Source organism: Shewanella sp. GJ50-10, from assembly GCF_055808815.1.
Genome location: NZ_JBVVSS010000001.1, coordinates 1,461,041 through 1,476,209, shown reverse-complemented (window position 1 = coordinate 1,476,209; position 15,169 = coordinate 1,461,041). Strand labels below are relative to the sequence as shown.

The 15,169-nt window shown below is 40.4% G+C and carries 11 protein-coding genes; 2 read left to right on the top strand and 9 right to left on the bottom strand.

From position 1 onward, the window contains the following. Window positions 1-14: 14 nt before the first annotated feature. The 7 genes from AC0L4E_RS06135 to AC0L4E_RS06105 all read right to left on the bottom strand — a co-directional run bounded on the left by AC0L4E_RS06135 (window position 15) and on the right by AC0L4E_RS06105 (window position 11,263). Window positions 15-1,172, bottom strand: a complete 1,158-nt coding sequence (locus AC0L4E_RS06135) for an acyl-CoA dehydrogenase family protein (RefSeq protein WP_473678452.1) — start codon at window positions 1,170-1,172, stop codon at window positions 15-17. Window positions 1,173-1,444: 272 nt separating this feature from the next. Continuing rightward, entirely contained in the window at window positions 1,445-2,938 is a 1,494-nt protein-coding gene (locus AC0L4E_RS06130; protein ID WP_473678451.1) for a CoA-acylating methylmalonate-semialdehyde dehydrogenase, read from the bottom strand. 195 nt (window positions 2,939-3,133) lie between these two features. Beyond that, window positions 3,134-4,321, bottom strand: a complete 1,188-nt coding sequence (locus tag AC0L4E_RS06125) for a thiolase family protein (protein ID WP_473678450.1) — start codon at window positions 4,319-4,321, stop codon at window positions 3,134-3,136. A gap of 636 nt (window positions 4,322-4,957) precedes the next feature. Continuing rightward, window positions 4,958-6,919: a GGDEF domain-containing protein gene (locus AC0L4E_RS06120; RefSeq protein ID WP_473678449.1), complete on the bottom strand. Its 1,962-nt coding sequence runs from the start codon at window positions 6,917-6,919 to the stop codon at window positions 4,958-4,960. Window positions 6,920-7,198: 279 nt separating this feature from the next. After that, on the bottom strand, window positions 7,199-9,526 hold the full coding sequence (locus AC0L4E_RS06115; RefSeq protein WP_473678448.1) for an immune inhibitor A domain-containing protein: 2,328 nt from the start codon (window positions 9,524-9,526) through the stop codon (window positions 7,199-7,201). Window positions 9,527-9,798: 272 nt separating this feature from the next. Beyond that, complete coding sequence (gene metA, locus AC0L4E_RS06110; RefSeq protein WP_473678447.1) at window positions 9,799-10,743, bottom strand: homoserine O-succinyltransferase MetA; 945 nt, start codon at window positions 10,741-10,743, stop codon at window positions 9,799-9,801. 94 nt (window positions 10,744-10,837) lie between these two features. Next, window positions 10,838-11,263: a YbaY family lipoprotein gene (locus AC0L4E_RS06105; protein WP_473678446.1), complete on the bottom strand. Its 426-nt coding sequence runs from the start codon at window positions 11,261-11,263 to the stop codon at window positions 10,838-10,840. Window positions 11,264-11,389: 126 nt separating this feature from the next. On the opposite strand from AC0L4E_RS06105, the gene AC0L4E_RS06100 reads away from it, so the two are divergent. Then, the gene (locus AC0L4E_RS06100) at window positions 11,390-12,130 is read left to right on the top strand and encodes an SDR family NAD(P)-dependent oxidoreductase (protein WP_473681540.1); all 741 of its coding nucleotides are present in this window, start codon (window positions 11,390-11,392) and stop codon (window positions 12,128-12,130) included. A 78-nt stretch (window positions 12,131-12,208) separates the two neighbouring features. Here AC0L4E_RS06100 and ompW read toward each other — a convergent pair whose 3' ends face one another. After that, entirely contained in the window at window positions 12,209-12,856 is a 648-nt protein-coding gene (ompW, locus tag AC0L4E_RS06095; RefSeq protein ID WP_473678445.1) for an outer membrane protein OmpW, read from the bottom strand. Window positions 12,857-13,267: 411 nt separating this feature from the next. Here ompW and AC0L4E_RS06090 point away from each other — a divergent pair, with 411 nt between their 5' ends. Then, window positions 13,268-14,419, top strand: a complete 1,152-nt coding sequence (locus AC0L4E_RS06090; protein ID WP_473678444.1) for a hypothetical protein — start codon at window positions 13,268-13,270, stop codon at window positions 14,417-14,419. A 23-nt stretch (window positions 14,420-14,442) separates the two neighbouring features. On the opposite strand, the gene AC0L4E_RS06085 is transcribed toward AC0L4E_RS06090, so the two are convergent. Then, window positions 14,443-14,994, bottom strand: coding sequence for a nucleotidyltransferase family protein (locus AC0L4E_RS06085; protein ID WP_473678443.1), 552 nt, complete (start codon window positions 14,992-14,994; stop codon window positions 14,443-14,445). Window positions 14,995-15,169: the final 175 nt, after the last annotated feature.

Below are 15,169 nucleotides of genomic sequence, written 5' to 3'. Positions count from 1 at the left end.
TTAAATGGTGACAATTATAAAATTGCGTGGGCGTTTTCATCTAACAAACGACGAGCAATAATCAGACGCATAATCTCGTTTGTACCTTCTAAAATTTGATGCACGCGCACGTCTCTAAAGTGACGTTCAAGCGGGTATTCACGAATATAACCGTAACCGCCATGGATTTGTAATGCGCTATCACACACCTGAAAACCAATATCAGTCGCAAAACGTTTTGCCATTGCGCAATATGCTGTGGCTTCAGGATCATTTTGATCGAGTTTAAACGCAGCTAAACGCACCATTTGACGCGCTGCAACGAGCTCAGTTGCCATATCAGCTAATTTAAACTGTAACCCTTGAAAGGCTGCAATAGGTTTACCAAATTGTTTGCGCTCATTCATGTATTCTGTGGCACGCTCTAATGCTGCTTGCGCTGTGCCAACAGAACAAGTGGCAATATTAATGCGTCCGCCATCTAAGCCCTTCATGGCAAAAGTGAAGCCTTGGCCTTCTTCGCCTAGTAAGTTTGCTTGAGGAACACGTACATTTTCAAAACTAATTAAACGCGTTGGCTGAGCATTCCAGCCCATTTTATCTTCCGCTTTGCCGTAAGTAACACCTTGGGCATCAGCTGGAATAGCAATAGCTGAAATACCTTTTGCGCCCGCTTCACCGGTTCGGCACATCACCACTAATAACTCGGTTTCACCTGCGCCGGAGATAAACATTTTTGAGCCGTTGATAATATAGTCATCACCGTCTTTTACCGCTTTAGTTTGCAATGAAGCTGCGTCACTTCCTGCACCGGGCTCTGTTAAACAATATGAGGCTAATAGCTGACCAGTAGTCAAACCTTCTGACCATTGCTGACGAAGTGACTCAGAGCCCCAAGTCGTTACCATCCAAGTTGCCATATTATGAATGGTTAACATGGCAGTTGTTGCGGTACAACCGTGAGATAACTCTTCGAAAATGATTGATGCATCTAGACGAGATAACCCCATGCCACCTTCAGACTCAGGCGAGTAAAGTGAGCAGAACCCAAGCTCACCAGCTTTTTTCATTACGTCTTTTGGAAAATGATGTTCTTCATCCCATTGGGCTGCAAATGGTGCGAGTTCTTCAGCAGCGAATTGGCGGGCTAGATCGGCGAATTGGCGTTGGTCTTCGTTGAAATTAAAATCCATGGTCTGAATCCTTTTTTACTATGACTCTGTGGTCACTTAAGCTTCAATCATCGCAACTTTATTGTGTGAGCTATTTTGCTCGATAGTGCGAATGTTCTCAGCGGAGTTATTGTTGTTTGTAGCAGTTATTCAGCGTCCTGCTGAATGGCATGTCTCGGCAAATACCAACGGTTAGATTGCTTACTAATGTTTAGTTAATTTTTTAGTGATAGCCGTTGGCATTATTTAAGGCCTTCTCCCAAAAGAAGGCCTTAATGGTTCACTCTAGGTAATTATTTAAGGTCGATACTCATGTTAGGGCCACTGACCACTTCGTCAGCAAACCAACGTGACGTAATGGTTTTAGTTTCGGTATAAAAGCGTACAGCTTGCTTACCATAAGCGTGTTGATCACCATAGAAGCTGCCTTTCCAACCAGTGAAAGAGAAAAATGGTAATGGCACAGGAATAGGAACGTTAATCCCTACTTGCCCTACTTCGATATGGTGTTGGTATTTACGTGCAGCGCCGCCAGATGCAGTGAAGATTGACGTGCCATTGCCATAAGGGCTGTTATTAACCAGTTCAATGGCTTGATCTAAATCTTCAGCTTCCATACAACATAAAACAGGGCCAAAGATTTCTTCTTTGTAAATTGCCATGTCGGTAGTGACGTTGCTGAACATGGTTGGGCCAATCCAGTTACCTGACTCATAACCTTCAACAGTACAATCGCTGCCATCAAGCAAACACTCTGCGCCTTCTTCTTTACCTTGGGCAATCAGCTTAAGCACGCGCTCTTTTGCTGCAGGACTAATAACTGGGCCATAAGCGGCGTTTTCATCATTCCATAAACCTGGACGTACTTTTGCTAATGCTTCTTTAAGCTCTGGGATCCACTCTTTAGCAGCACCTACAAATACCGCGACAGAAATCGCCATGCAACGCTGACCAGCAGCGCCTACAGAAGCACCAACCATGTTATTAATCACTTGCTGCTTATTGGCATCAGGCATGATAACGCAGTGGTTTTTGGCGCCAGCAAAAGCTTGAACACGTTTTAAATTATCTGTGCCAGTTTTATAGATGTATTGACCTACGCCCACTGAACCCACAAACGAAATCGCTTTAATCGCAGGATCATTTAATAAAATATCAACCGCGGTTTTATCGCCATGAACCAGTTGCAGTACGCCTTTTGGCGCGCCAGCTTCAACGAAAAGCTCAACCAGACGTTGTGGCGTCATTGGATCTTGCTCTGACGGTTTAAGGATAAAGGTGTTACCGCAAGCAATCGCTAATGGGAACATCCACAATGGAATCATTGCAGGGAAGTTAAACGGCGTAATACCCGCACACACACCTAAAGGTTGGGTATAACTGTAGGTATCGATATTACGAGCCACGTTTTCAACGGTTTCACCCATTAACATTGACGCGATATTACAAGCATGTTCAGCAACTTCAATCCCACGCCACACATCACCTTTGGCATCTTCAAAAGTTTTACCGGTTTCTTGAGCAAGAATGGTTGCTAGCTCGTCATGATGTTCTTTTAGTAAATGCTGGTAACGCAGCATCACGCGGGCACGTTCAGAAACTGGGACTTCTTTCCATGTTTTGAATGCTTCCTTGGCACTATGAATGGCTTGATTGACTTCATCAGACGTTGCCGCATTGATGTTGGCAATGACATGATTATCAGCTGGGTTAGTGACTGAAATAACCTGAGAGCCTACCCCTTCGGTAAATTCGCCATTAATATAATGTTTAACTTGAACTGTCATGATGCTTCCTAAATCCCTGTGAGCCCCAAAGCTCTGTATAAGTTGAATATTGACGGCTTTTTTATTGTGGCTAATTATTGGTGCTAATTTTTATTGCTAAAAGCTGTTGCTAAAAACTGTCGCTAAAAACTATTGCCAATAACTGCCGAGCTCTTTCAATACTTGAGTCTTGTTGAATAATAATTCGTGCTGTTTTTATACTTCGATAGCCATCGCAGTCGCTTCACCGCCACCAATACAAAGTGACGCAACCCCTTTAGATAAGCCTTTAGCTTTAAGGGCATGAATTAGCGTCACCAGTACGCGCGCGCCAGAACATCCAATTGGGTGACCCAATGCACACGCGCCGCCATTAATGTTCACTTTGGTTTCATCGAGCTGTAATTCACTAATCGCCAACATCGTTACCATGGCAAATGCTTCGTTGATTTCAAATAAATCAACATCGCTTTTAGACCAATTCACTTTGTCGAAGAGTTTGTTCATCGCGCCAACTGGCGCCGTGGTAAACATTGATGGTTCTTGCGAATGAGTGGTATGGCCTTTAATCGTTGCCATCACCTCTAGCCCTAAAGACTCGGCTTTTTCGCGGCTCATTAGCATTAACGCAGCTGCGCCATCTGAAATTGAACTTGAGTTTGCGGCCGTAATCGTGCCGTCTTTAGCAAATGCTGGTCGTAATGTAGGAATTTTTTCTGGTCGAGCGTTACCAGGCTGCTCATCAGTGTCGATGGTGACGTCGCCGCGACGGCTAGAAATAGTAACTGGCACAACTTCTTGTTTAAACGCGCCTGAATTAATCGCTGCATTGGCTTTTTCGAGCGAATTAAGTGCAAATTGATCCATACCTTCACGGGTTAAACCAAAGTCGTCTGCTGTTTTTTGCGCGAATGTGCCCATTGCGCCGCCAGTGTAAGCATCTTCAAGGCCATCTAGGAACATGTGGTCAAGCACTTTGCCGTGGCCCATACGCATGCCACCACGAGCTTTATCTAGTAAGTAAGGCGCTTGAGTCATGCTTTCCATGCCACCAGCAATAACCACTTCACTTGAGCCCGCTTTAATCAGATCGTGCGCTAACATTACTGTTTTCATGCCTGAACCACAGACTTTATTGACTGTCGTTGCGCCAACACTCAGCGGCAATTCAGCACCTAGGCTCGCTTGACGCGCTGGAGCTTGTCCTAAACCTGCTGGTAATACACAGCCCATTAGCACTTCATCTATTTGCTGAGTATCGATATTCGTTTGCGCAACTAAACCTTTAATTGCAGTGGCAGCTAATGTTGGTGATGTAACGGCTGATAAAGCGCCTTGAAATCCGCCCATTGGGGTGCGCTTTGCTGCAACGATAACGATATCTTGTGGTGATGTAGTGCTCATAACTTCTCCGCTGTAAACCGGCTATCAAGATGGCCGAGATTAATACACAGTAAAATGTGATCTAGTTCAATATTCACACTGTGACGTTTACGCTAACGTAAAGCAAGAAAAATCAGTTAAATTAACATTAAGTATTTTAAATCGCTGTCATTGAAAATTTACAATCAAAGTAAAAGATTGAATATTAATAACAAAAGTGAAGTTGAAGTCGAATCAGTGTTGAGTTCAAGCGAGGTTATTAGCTTAATTAAAGCCATTCAACATTTGCTGAAAACAACTCAATAGCGGGAAGAATAAGGATTGTGCTGAGGTGTAAGATGTTGAAGTGAGGTGCAGGGAGATGAGAAGTGAGGTGCTGGGTATGAGAAATATAGTTTCTAGCTATGACTAGGTATTGAGGTTGATTGCTGCCAATATCGAAAGGCTAAACGCTAGGTAGTCAATCATAAACCCATAGCCCCATTAACAAACAGTCGACTTAAACAAACAGTCAACTTAAACAAATAGCCAAGCCTGAACCATCTGCACTTGGTCTTATTTTCAGTCGCAATAAATTTAAGTCACAATAAATTTAAGTCACAATAAACACGCTTGCGGATTTAGGTTTATATGGCCAGCTTACCTAGGTAAATGAGTCTAAGCTGAAAACACCTGATTACGTCCGTTATTTTTCGCTTTATATAAAGCTGTATCTGCGCATTTGATTAATTGAGCCAGGCTTTCAGTGTCATCCAGCTTTACGCTAACCCCTAAGCTGACGGTAAACTGGAGTTTTATATCGTTAAATTGAAATTGGTGCTGCTCGATACTTAAACGCAAACGCTCAGCAATATCCACAGCTTGGTCTAAATTTGTATTTGGAAGAATCAATAAGAACTCTTCGCCACCAATTCTGCCTAAAATATCGCGTTTTTTAAACCAGTTGCGAGCTTTACTGGCTGTGGCTTTAATGGCCAAGTCACCAATACCATGACCGTACGTATCATTAATGGTTTTAAATTTATCAATATCAAAAATAATGACCGCTAAAGGTTCATTATGCTTTTGTGCAGCTATAAATAGTTTGTTGCCCTGCTCCATGGTGTATCGACGATTAGCAATCCCCGTCATATAGTCTGTCTGCGAGCGACGTTTAAAGAAACGACGCGACTGTACTAAGAATGCCATTATCACCAAAAGTACCGCAATAATCAGCGCTGTGACTAATAAGCTCAGTTTTGAAATCTGTTGCTTATCTGTTTCGGATTTAAGCTTGAGTAAGTTTATCGATAACTGGTTCTCAAGGATTTGCACTTCATATTCAGAGACTTTTGCGCTGTGCTCTAATGAAGAGTAAATAACATCTTTATCCATCATTGAAGCGTAGGTTTTTCGCTCATTTCCGAGGCTATTGAGTAATAAATTAAAGCTTTGCTGATAATCTTGTACTGCAAACTTTTCTAACGCTAATACTGAAGTTTGTAAAAATGCAGGGCTCGACTGATAACTATTAGAGTTAATAAATAAAGATGCCATTTCAAAAGCTTTATCAGCATGATTTTGTTGCATATAACTTAGGGATAAATAGCCATATATCAAATCGATGAAATATGTTTCTTTAGTTGTGCCTTTTATCTGCAACGCTGCCTCTAAATGTTCGATAGCTTGAACAAAGTTTTGTTGAAAGAACTGAGTTCTACCTGCATTACTATAAGCAAAAAACAAAAAGTCATTAAACTCTGGGTGTTGCTCGGCTAACTCAAATAAAGCAGCAACATTAATTTCGGCGGTTTCCCAATCAGACACTTTTATCGATTCACCCACCATATTATGAAGCATGTTAAACATATCTTGATAATCGTTAACTGAACGCCATAAGTTATAAGCTTCACGGAAATACTCAAAAGCATATTTATGTAGACCATTAGAGCGATAAATAGCCCCAGTTGAGTTATAAATCATAGCTTGCCTATTGGCCGTAAACTGATGTTTTCTTGCTAATATCAAGGCTTCATCTAATCGGCTCAATCCTTCTTCGAATCGGTCCACATCGGCATAGCAAAACGCACTTTGAGTCAGAGCTTTAACGAGTATATCTGGAGAGTTTAATTGCCTAGCAAGGGTTAATGCATGTTCTCTGTCAGGACAATAAGTGACTTGTGAGTTAGTTTGTAAATAAATGATATAGGATCGCTCAATGTAACTTGTCACCAGCATGTCAGACACAGGCTCTGTTTCAAGTATCAAAATGGCATCATTGTAGCTGGCATAAGCATTATCCAATTGCTCGTTTGCCTCCTGTTCTATCGCCAATAAATGATAAAACTTCGCTTGTTCTTGAATGCTCCAATCAGCAATTTTCACTTTTTGATCTAATAAAAAAGTTAAACGGGCATCAGTCGTTTCAATCCTAGATAACTTAAGTTTTAGTTGCTCAATATCCTTTTCGAGATTTTCTTCAATCCTAGCTTCATTACTTCCTTCAACTACAGCTTCAGTAGATAGAGAATTACCTGCAAGTACTGGACTGCTCAACGTCATTACACTCAATAGTGAAATGACAGAAACATAACGATAAAGTCCGATATGTATTTGATGCATGAAGGAGTTAAAAATCACTGAAAGTCCCTATTAAGTTACGTCAACTTTAACATTATAACAACAATAGTAACTTTGTCTGAAAAGCATCGAAAAATCAAAAGCTAAGTTATAGGTCTTTAAGCGATTAAAAGTCAATTCTTAGTCAAAAACTCTAAGGTTTAAGTTTTTATCATTCAACTTAGCTATAGAAACAATAATTGCAATAGATTACTCGGTAATTAGTCTTAAAAAATAAAATAAAAAAGCGCTGATATCAGCGCTTTTTATAAGGTTTAATCCGCTTTCGATTAAAACACTTTATTTGGTAATCATCACAGCGCCTACACTTCTGTCTTCACTTTGATTGATTAACCGAATCGTTAAACCGTATTCTGGAATATTTCGTCCAGCGTCAAGTAAATCACCACCAGTGTAATCACGCGAATCTCTAAATGTACGTTGAGCCCGAGTGCGGTTGTCATACATAGTGATGCCATATTGCTCTGACAAATCGATAAACATTTTTTCAGGTCTATCTATTCTGAACGTTGCATCGTGAATCTGATAACGAGTCGTTGCAACATTGCCATTACTCCAAGACAAGGTATTTTGATCTGCATCGACCACACCTAAGAAACCATCGCCAGGATGCACCCCAACCCAGTTGTCAGAGTATTGATTATCGACATACCAAATCAACATGCCTTTCTCATAGGTCATTGGTTGGCCAGCTACATTAATATGCTCTAAGCCGCTATCAACACCATGATGAGTCCGCCACTCAACTAAATAGTAATGCTCTGTTTCAGACGAGCCAGTTGACACCTTAAAGCCATTTAACATCATCATCTCAGGAGACGTATCTGCATTAGCAGTAAAGGTTTCAACGTCATCAACAACAACATTAATATCATCAACGTACATACCAGGATTTGAAACTGCTCCATCGGTTTGATACATGAAATATAAATTAAACGCATTACCAGCAAGAGACGTTAAATCAAATTCTGCGCTCGTCCAACCTGAAGATGTTCCGGTGATCCCGTTACCTAGGTTAGTATCGTTTGGGTTAGTTGTAGAGGTAATATTACCCTCAAGCATCACTTGGCCGAAATCACCGATCGCCATGACGTAAGCGTAATCCCAGTCAGTTTCAATGTCATACCATGTTTGGAACTGCAGTGAGGCTGTTTCTGCTTCAGTTAAATCGACAGCCATTCCCATCAAGTTTTCCAAATTATCACCAGAACCACTGAAGTACGCATACTCACCGCTTGTCGGCTCTGTTATCACTTGTACCTTATTAGGAAGGGTAATTTTAATCACATCATGGTTCGTTCCTTTACTGGATGCTTGGTCAAGTAAACCCACAACTCCACGACGAGGTATGTCTTCAAAGTTAACAATAGCACCGTGCTGCCAGTTACCACCTAGGGTGGCTTGAAGATGCTCTTTTGCAAACGGACTAAAGCCAACAGGTTCTGTGCCGCCTAATTCACCAGCCCAACTACCAGAAGACATAACAGACCACATAGATACTGGCTCACCTTCACCTGTGTATTGCGTATCATATTCATCGGGTAATCCTAAATCATGGCCATACTCATGGCTTATAACACCTACAGCACTATCAATAGGAGCAATCGTATAATCAAAAGCACCCATCACTCCGCCCCAATAAGGGACATCAGTTGCCGAACCAGGAATGCCATATACGCCACCGAGGTTCCAGCGATGTGACCAAATGGCATCTTCACCGACTTGCCCGCCCCCAGCCTCTTCACCCACGGCAGAATGAAACACCATAACGTGATCCACTAATCCATCTGGCTCCCAATAGTTACCATCGCCATCAAGATCATAGCGATCTTCAATATCAAATTGACTTAAATCCAAGCTTGGATCTAATGACGCTGCGGTAAGTGCTTCACGAATTAAACTACGGGCGTCACCATCAACATTATTACCATAAAATGCTGCTGGCATCGTCGCCATATACCAACCTGCTACATCACCGGTTACTGTGTAGCTGTCACCAGATTGTTTTTCATAAAATTGTCTAAATGAATTGGCATGATGACCATTGGGGGCTACCCAACCATCATCGCCAAAGAGGATTTGACGATAATGATCTTGATTGTAATCTTCATAATACATACCTGACTCTTCAGGCAAAATTGAGTTATGAACAAAGTCTGGAAATTCCATTAAAATAGCCAAAACTCGTGCTTCACGAGTTGGGCCATCATATAACTCTTCCTGTACATTATCTGGGCTATTACGAATAGAGCGCCCTGTTAAACTGCCTTTTGACGCTTCGTGACGGCGTTCCATCTTAGTTTTACTTTTAATTTCCTGAGTCATTGAATATTGGCTGATAATTTCTGCATCTTGAGCTGCTGCATTCACAATCGCTTCAGCTTGACGCTTTTTCAAATACACTTTAAGCGCCGACTCAGCTTCTTTTAAAGAGGCTGATTGTGATATTTTTCCAGAATTTTTAAGCATTTGAATCAGTTTTTGCTCATCAGCAATCACCATATCAAAAGCACCTGTTTGTGGTATTGGAGCATGCTCTGCAGCCTGCAAGCTTCCTGAGAGCCCAGCAATAGCGAACGCTAGTGGGATTAATTTGTTGTTATTCAATTGAATACCCTCGTATAAAAATCAGTTCCGTTTGAAATTTCTACTCAGAAAGACTCGGCTACGTTAACTAAGTATTCAAAAATCCTAACTGAAGAAACTCTATGACGACATAGCAATTGTCACATTTCATCCCCAAGTATGAATCCGTTTTAAATCTCTAATTCTTATGGGTACTTTGCAAAAAGTCACTCATACAAAAAGAGCCATTTAGTAAGACTAAATGACTCTAAAACAGGTGTTTTAACTGAATTTATTCAGAAAGGATAATTGAATTAACTTTCTGATTCCCACGGCGTTATCCCGCTCATATCAGAAAGATCATAAGGCGTAAGCTGATAAACGTAATAATTTAACCAGTTACTGACAAGTAAGCTGCCATGGCTGTGCCATCTTGCTATCGCCTCTTGGCTAGGGTCATCATTTCGAAAGTAATGACTCGGTACTGATGGGTTGAGCCCTTGGGCAAGATCTCGCTCGTATTCATCTTGTAGAGTCGACTTTTGATACTCAGGGTGCCCCATCACAAACAAGTTACGGCTATTGCGGCTCAGCACAATATAGGCGCCAGCTTGTTCTGACTCTGCCAAGACTTCAAGATCTGGGTGTTGTTTAATGTCTTCCACATTCATTTCAGCAAAACGGGAATGCGGTGCAAAAAACTCATCATCAAACCCGCGTAACAAAGGGTGTGGTTTCGTTGAGCGGCGGTGACAAAATACTCCTGAGCGTTTCTCATCTAATAATTTTCGATGCAAATCATATAAATGAAACAGACCAGCATGAGCGGCCCAGCACAAAAATAATACCGAAGTGACATGCTGTTGTGACCAATCAATAATCTCTTTTATGTGCTCCCAATACACCACATCTTCAAAGTCTAATTGGCCAAGAGGCGCGCCAGTGATGATTAAGCCATCGTAGTTTTTACTTTTTACCGCCTCAAAATCACGATAAAAGGTGTTCATATGGTCAATAGAAGTATGCTTTGATTCTTTGTCGTGAATACGTAATAAATCCACGTCCACTTGCAGTGGCGTGTTACCTAATAAACGTAAGAGTTGAGTTTCAGTTTCAATCTTATTTGGCATAAGATTTAGGATAAGTACCCGCATTGGTCGAATATCTTGGTTTGCAGCCCGAGTTTCGGACATCACGAAGATATTTTCTGATTCTAAAATTTCTGCAGCAGGTAAATTGTCTGGAATTCTAACCGGCATTAAAGGCACCTTTTAATACAAAAACATTCGGTGCAATAAACCATTATTGCATTGAGTTAATTAACAAGGTAACTAACTCAATGCCATGTAATGATTACCCACCGACTTTATTCACGAGTACATTAACGGGTTCAGTTCCATTAATGTCTACAACATAAGACTGAGTATTGATAAACCATAATTTGCCATCAACTTCGATGCGTGCACCGATTGCGTATGTATGACCCTGTTGAAACTGATCTCTGGCAAGTTGAAACTCAAACTCGTGCGGTGTTGTCACGTTATCAGTGATCATTTCCGCCATCACAATCGCTTTGGTATCTTGCAATGAAACGTCATTTAACTGCACTTTAATGACTGCATCTGCTGGTAAAGCAATGCGTTCTCGATACATCACATCGCCTGAAATCGTCACCAGATCATTATGTGAAGCACAACCGCTAAGTTCCACAATTATTGCAATAGGTAACGCAACAGACATTAATAATTTAGCGAGTGTGTGTTTCATCGTTTTACCCATAACCAATCTCCTTATCATACATTAAGACTTCTAGAAGTCTATACGTCTCATCTTGAATAATATTCTTACTTGTTATCGAAAGCAGTTGTTTTTATGATAGGCCATCATTTCGAAGCCATAAAGCGTATGACACAAGCAAACGCAATAATAGTGGGCGCTAGCTCACACCTTAGTAAAGAAATCGCAAGCCAATTAGCGCAGCAAAATGTTTCATTAGTGCTATTTGTTCAAAATCCCGATGACATGAAGGAGTTTGCCGAGCAACTTCCTACTAAAGTTGACGTTTTACCATTAGATATTGAAAATCCTGCTGCAACTATTAGCCAATTAGAGAAAGTCTGGTTGAGCATGGATGGTGCGCATCTGGTATTGGTCAATACTGGATTAAATGGATATCACGAATCACTGCCTTGGCAATTAGAGCAAGATATTATTGATGTGAATGTCAGTGGCTTTACCGCCATTTGTAATACGACATTCCGCTTGATGCGTGAACAAGGCTACGGCCAAATTGCTGCGATAAACTCAATTGCAGGTTTACGTGGCGGACCAAGTGTGGCTTATCATGCTTCAAAGGCTTATGCACAAAACTATCTTGAAGGTTTAAGTATGCACGCACAGCGCTTGAAGTTACCCATTACCATCACAGATATTCAATTAGGCTTATTAGATAAAGCGGCAATGCAGCAGAGTAAGTTGTGGCTGCCACCCCTACCTAAAGTCGCGACACAAATTATCAAAGCGATGCAAAAAGGCAAGCGGAAAGTTTATGTGACTAAACGCTGGCGTTTGGTGGCTTGGCTAACGATGGGCTTACCAGAGTTCATTTATAATACTCGTCACTGGAAAGCGAAAAAGAAGAAATAATTTCGAAGTGGATTAAAATAAAAACAGGAGCCAATCAGCTCCTGTTTTTTTATTTACCGCAGTCTGTACTAAATCAGCTTAAAATTTATAGCCAACACTCACCATATAAACCCAAGGGTTAATATCGACAGTCGTTTCAGGGTAAGCGGTCTCACCTGCATTAAAGTTAACGTCAGTAGAAATATCTGCATACCAAACTGAAGCATTAACTAACCAATTATTGCTCACTTGATAATCAATACCCACTTGAGCAGCTAAACCCCATGAATTACTAAGACTTAGGCTATTTAGCTCTAGTGCTGTTTCATTGGTAATTTCATTATCGTAAAAGTTAGTAAAATTGACACCCACACCAATATAAGGGCGTAGCTTAGAATTTCCATTACCAAAATAATATTGTGCCACTAAGGTCGGTGGTAGATGTTTTGTTTCAGCAATTTTACCTACGCCTTCGAGAGAAATGTCATGGCTAAAAGGAGTCGCAGCTAATAGTTCAACAGCCCAGTTGTCCGTAAGCATATAAGTAAAGTTCAAACCCACTTGAGTATTATCATCAACACTAAATTCTGAAATACCAGCGATCACTGGGCTAGATTCATTAGGTACCACTGCAGCGGCACCAACTCGAACAATAAAATCACCTGCTTGGTGAGCGAATGCAGAGGTAGAAACTCCAGCAGATAAAAGGCTGGCAGCAACAAGGCTAAGGGCTAGTTTTTTATTCATTATGACGACTCCATGTATGCAACATAATTAGTGCTTTTACGTAAACACATTTAACAATTGGCGCTACACTGCCAGAGTTTAACCGTTACAATATTGACGCAGATCAATAAAACATCTTACACCTAAATAGGTACCCCTTTGGCTTGATCTGGATCACAAAAGCAGTTCAAATTATGATAAAGATGCTTATTTAATATATGTTTTAACAACTAAAATGCTGATTTAGTGAGCACCTTGTATCCATTACCCTACTTTCAAGTAATCAAATGAATATGCAGCTTATTTACATAACCACAACAATCAATACTGTGATTGAGATGAATAAATGCACCTATGAAAATCTTTACAGACCGAAAAATGTTACGATTGAGATACAAGTGTTTTATGGTTTTAAGGTAGTGATCTTTTCAAATGACGTGTAAATGGAAAACCATGTTATGGCTAACAATCAATTCAATTATTATTAGCACCAGTTCGGCAAACGCTGCTCATGTTTCTAATAACAAAAGCAGTATCAATGACACTAACATTGAGGCTAGTATTGAAAGTCAAAATAGTGTTAAGAGTGAGATTGAAAGCGGTACGGAAACTAAAGCCGACGCTCAAGAAACCACAAAGTCGAATGAGTCAGATCTGCAATCAGTTGATAAAGACGTCGATGACACTACCTCTGACGGCATAACTGATGACATATCAGATGAAATAGAAAACTCACCTTGTTACAGCCGCTCGCAAACCGACATGCCATTAGATAAAACTTTTGCTTATTTAAATACCAAGTTTTGCCAGCCTGCGATTTGGTTCGATAGCTTTTTTGTTGATGAGCGAATTACTGACGATGCAAGAGCGGGAACCATTATTCGCTGGTATAACGACTTTTCATATTTTGAAAAAGAAGGCTTTAAATATCGCTCGAATGTCAAAGCTCACTTGAATTTGCCTGGTATGGGTAAAAAACTAAAGCTGATATTCGATTCAACTGGCGAAGATGACCCCTTTGCGTTTATCAAAAGTCCAGATGATGACAATGAACGTGACATCAGCTTACGCTATGACTGGTACGCAAAAGATAGAACCAGCTTTAATATAAAAGCCAGCTTTAAGCCTAAAATTGAGGCGCGCTATCGCTACACTTACCCAATATCTCAAAATACCCTGTGGCGATTTACACAGACGCTATATCAAGAGAAAAAAGTCACCGGTGAAACCTCAGAGTTTGATTTCGAACACGCCTTTAATGACGAGTTTTTACTGCGCTGGAATAGCGCAATTCAATATGAGAATAGGAATAATGGCTGGGATTTAGGAACAGGGTTGCAACTCTACCAATATATTAGTGATAGTCAGGCAATCAGTTATCAGGCAAGAATTAATGGTGTAACTGAGCCTTACCATTTCATAGAAACTGCAAGTGTTGGGCTTACATATCGTCAGAACTATTTAAGAGAGTGGCTATTTTTCGCACTAACGCCTGAATACACTTGGACTAAAGAAGAGGATGCAGAAAGAATCAATCAAGTGGTGTTTACATTCACTTTAGAGTTCTTGTTTCAGAATATCTAGTTAGACTTTATTTGAATTTAGGTTTACAGCTCTAATGACAATCTTGGATAGTTATTAAACCAAGGTTTACTTGATACCCGCTTCATAAAAACTGACTCATCCGCTTTAGGATTATAATTAACTGTTAAGTTGAATACCGTCTCTAAACCAAACACTGAATCAATAACAAGTTGATCATTTTCATCTAACTTTACTGCAACCGCTGTTTGTTTTTCGGGCCAATATGACATTGCATTTAAGCAAGAGCTGTAAGCTGGATGGTTGTTTTTCTTATGCATTCTCGCCTGATTTTTAACAGACCAAGGTAAATTAACTCGCTCCGTTAATGCCAGCTCAATGAGCTTATCTCGATAAATACTGGTTTCTTCATGGCACCAATAAATAACGTCAATATCTTTTAATTCGGACGCCGGAGCATCATGTAACTTGTCCCACACTAGATTACGCACAAACCCTGCAGCTATGTACCAGTCTTGAACTTCATTTTCAGCAAAAAAATCCGCCACTAACTTAAGTGCAGACATTCGTATTGGTTCACTTAATAACCAATCTTTTAGCTGAGTTTCATAATTCATAGGAAATACCAGTGATAATTAATAGCCAACAAAATCAGAAGTTAATACATAAAAATTGCAAATTAATTTACAAAAGGTGCAATCAATAACGTACTTTTATCAGCTAAAACTATCACAATCTTTTTCGGGCTTCACTCAATAAAATGTAAACTTTACGAATTACTATATCGAAATA

What these genes read in the sequence shown, in the direction of transcription:
- AC0L4E_RS06135 (WP_473678452.1), bottom strand. Translation starts at nt 1,172, where the DNA reads ATGGATTTTAATTTCAACGAAGACCAACGCCAATTCGCCGATCTAGCC.
- AC0L4E_RS06130 (WP_473678451.1), bottom strand. Translation starts at nt 2,938, where the DNA reads ATGACAGTTCAAGTTAAACATTATATTAATGGCGAATTTACCGAAGGG.
- AC0L4E_RS06125 (WP_473678450.1), bottom strand. Translation starts at nt 4,321, where the DNA reads ATGAGCACTACATCACCACAAGATATCGTTATCGTTGCAGCAAAGCGC.
- metA (WP_473678447.1), bottom strand. Translation starts at nt 10,743, where the DNA reads ATGCCGGTTAGAATTCCAGACAATTTACCTGCTGCAGAAATTTTAGAA.
- AC0L4E_RS06105 (WP_473678446.1), bottom strand. Translation starts at nt 11,263, where the DNA reads ATGGGTAAAACGATGAAACACACACTCGCTAAATTATTAATGTCTGTT.
- AC0L4E_RS06100 (WP_473681540.1), top strand. Translation starts at nt 11,390, where the DNA reads ATGACACAAGCAAACGCAATAATAGTGGGCGCTAGCTCACACCTTAGT.
- ompW (WP_473678445.1), bottom strand. Translation starts at nt 12,856, where the DNA reads ATGAATAAAAAACTAGCCCTTAGCCTTGTTGCTGCCAGCCTTTTATCT.
- AC0L4E_RS06090 (WP_473678444.1), top strand. Translation starts at nt 13,268, where the DNA reads ATGACGTGTAAATGGAAAACCATGTTATGGCTAACAATCAATTCAATT.
- AC0L4E_RS06085 (WP_473678443.1), bottom strand. Translation starts at nt 14,994, where the DNA reads ATGAATTATGAAACTCAGCTAAAAGATTGGTTATTAAGTGAACCAATA.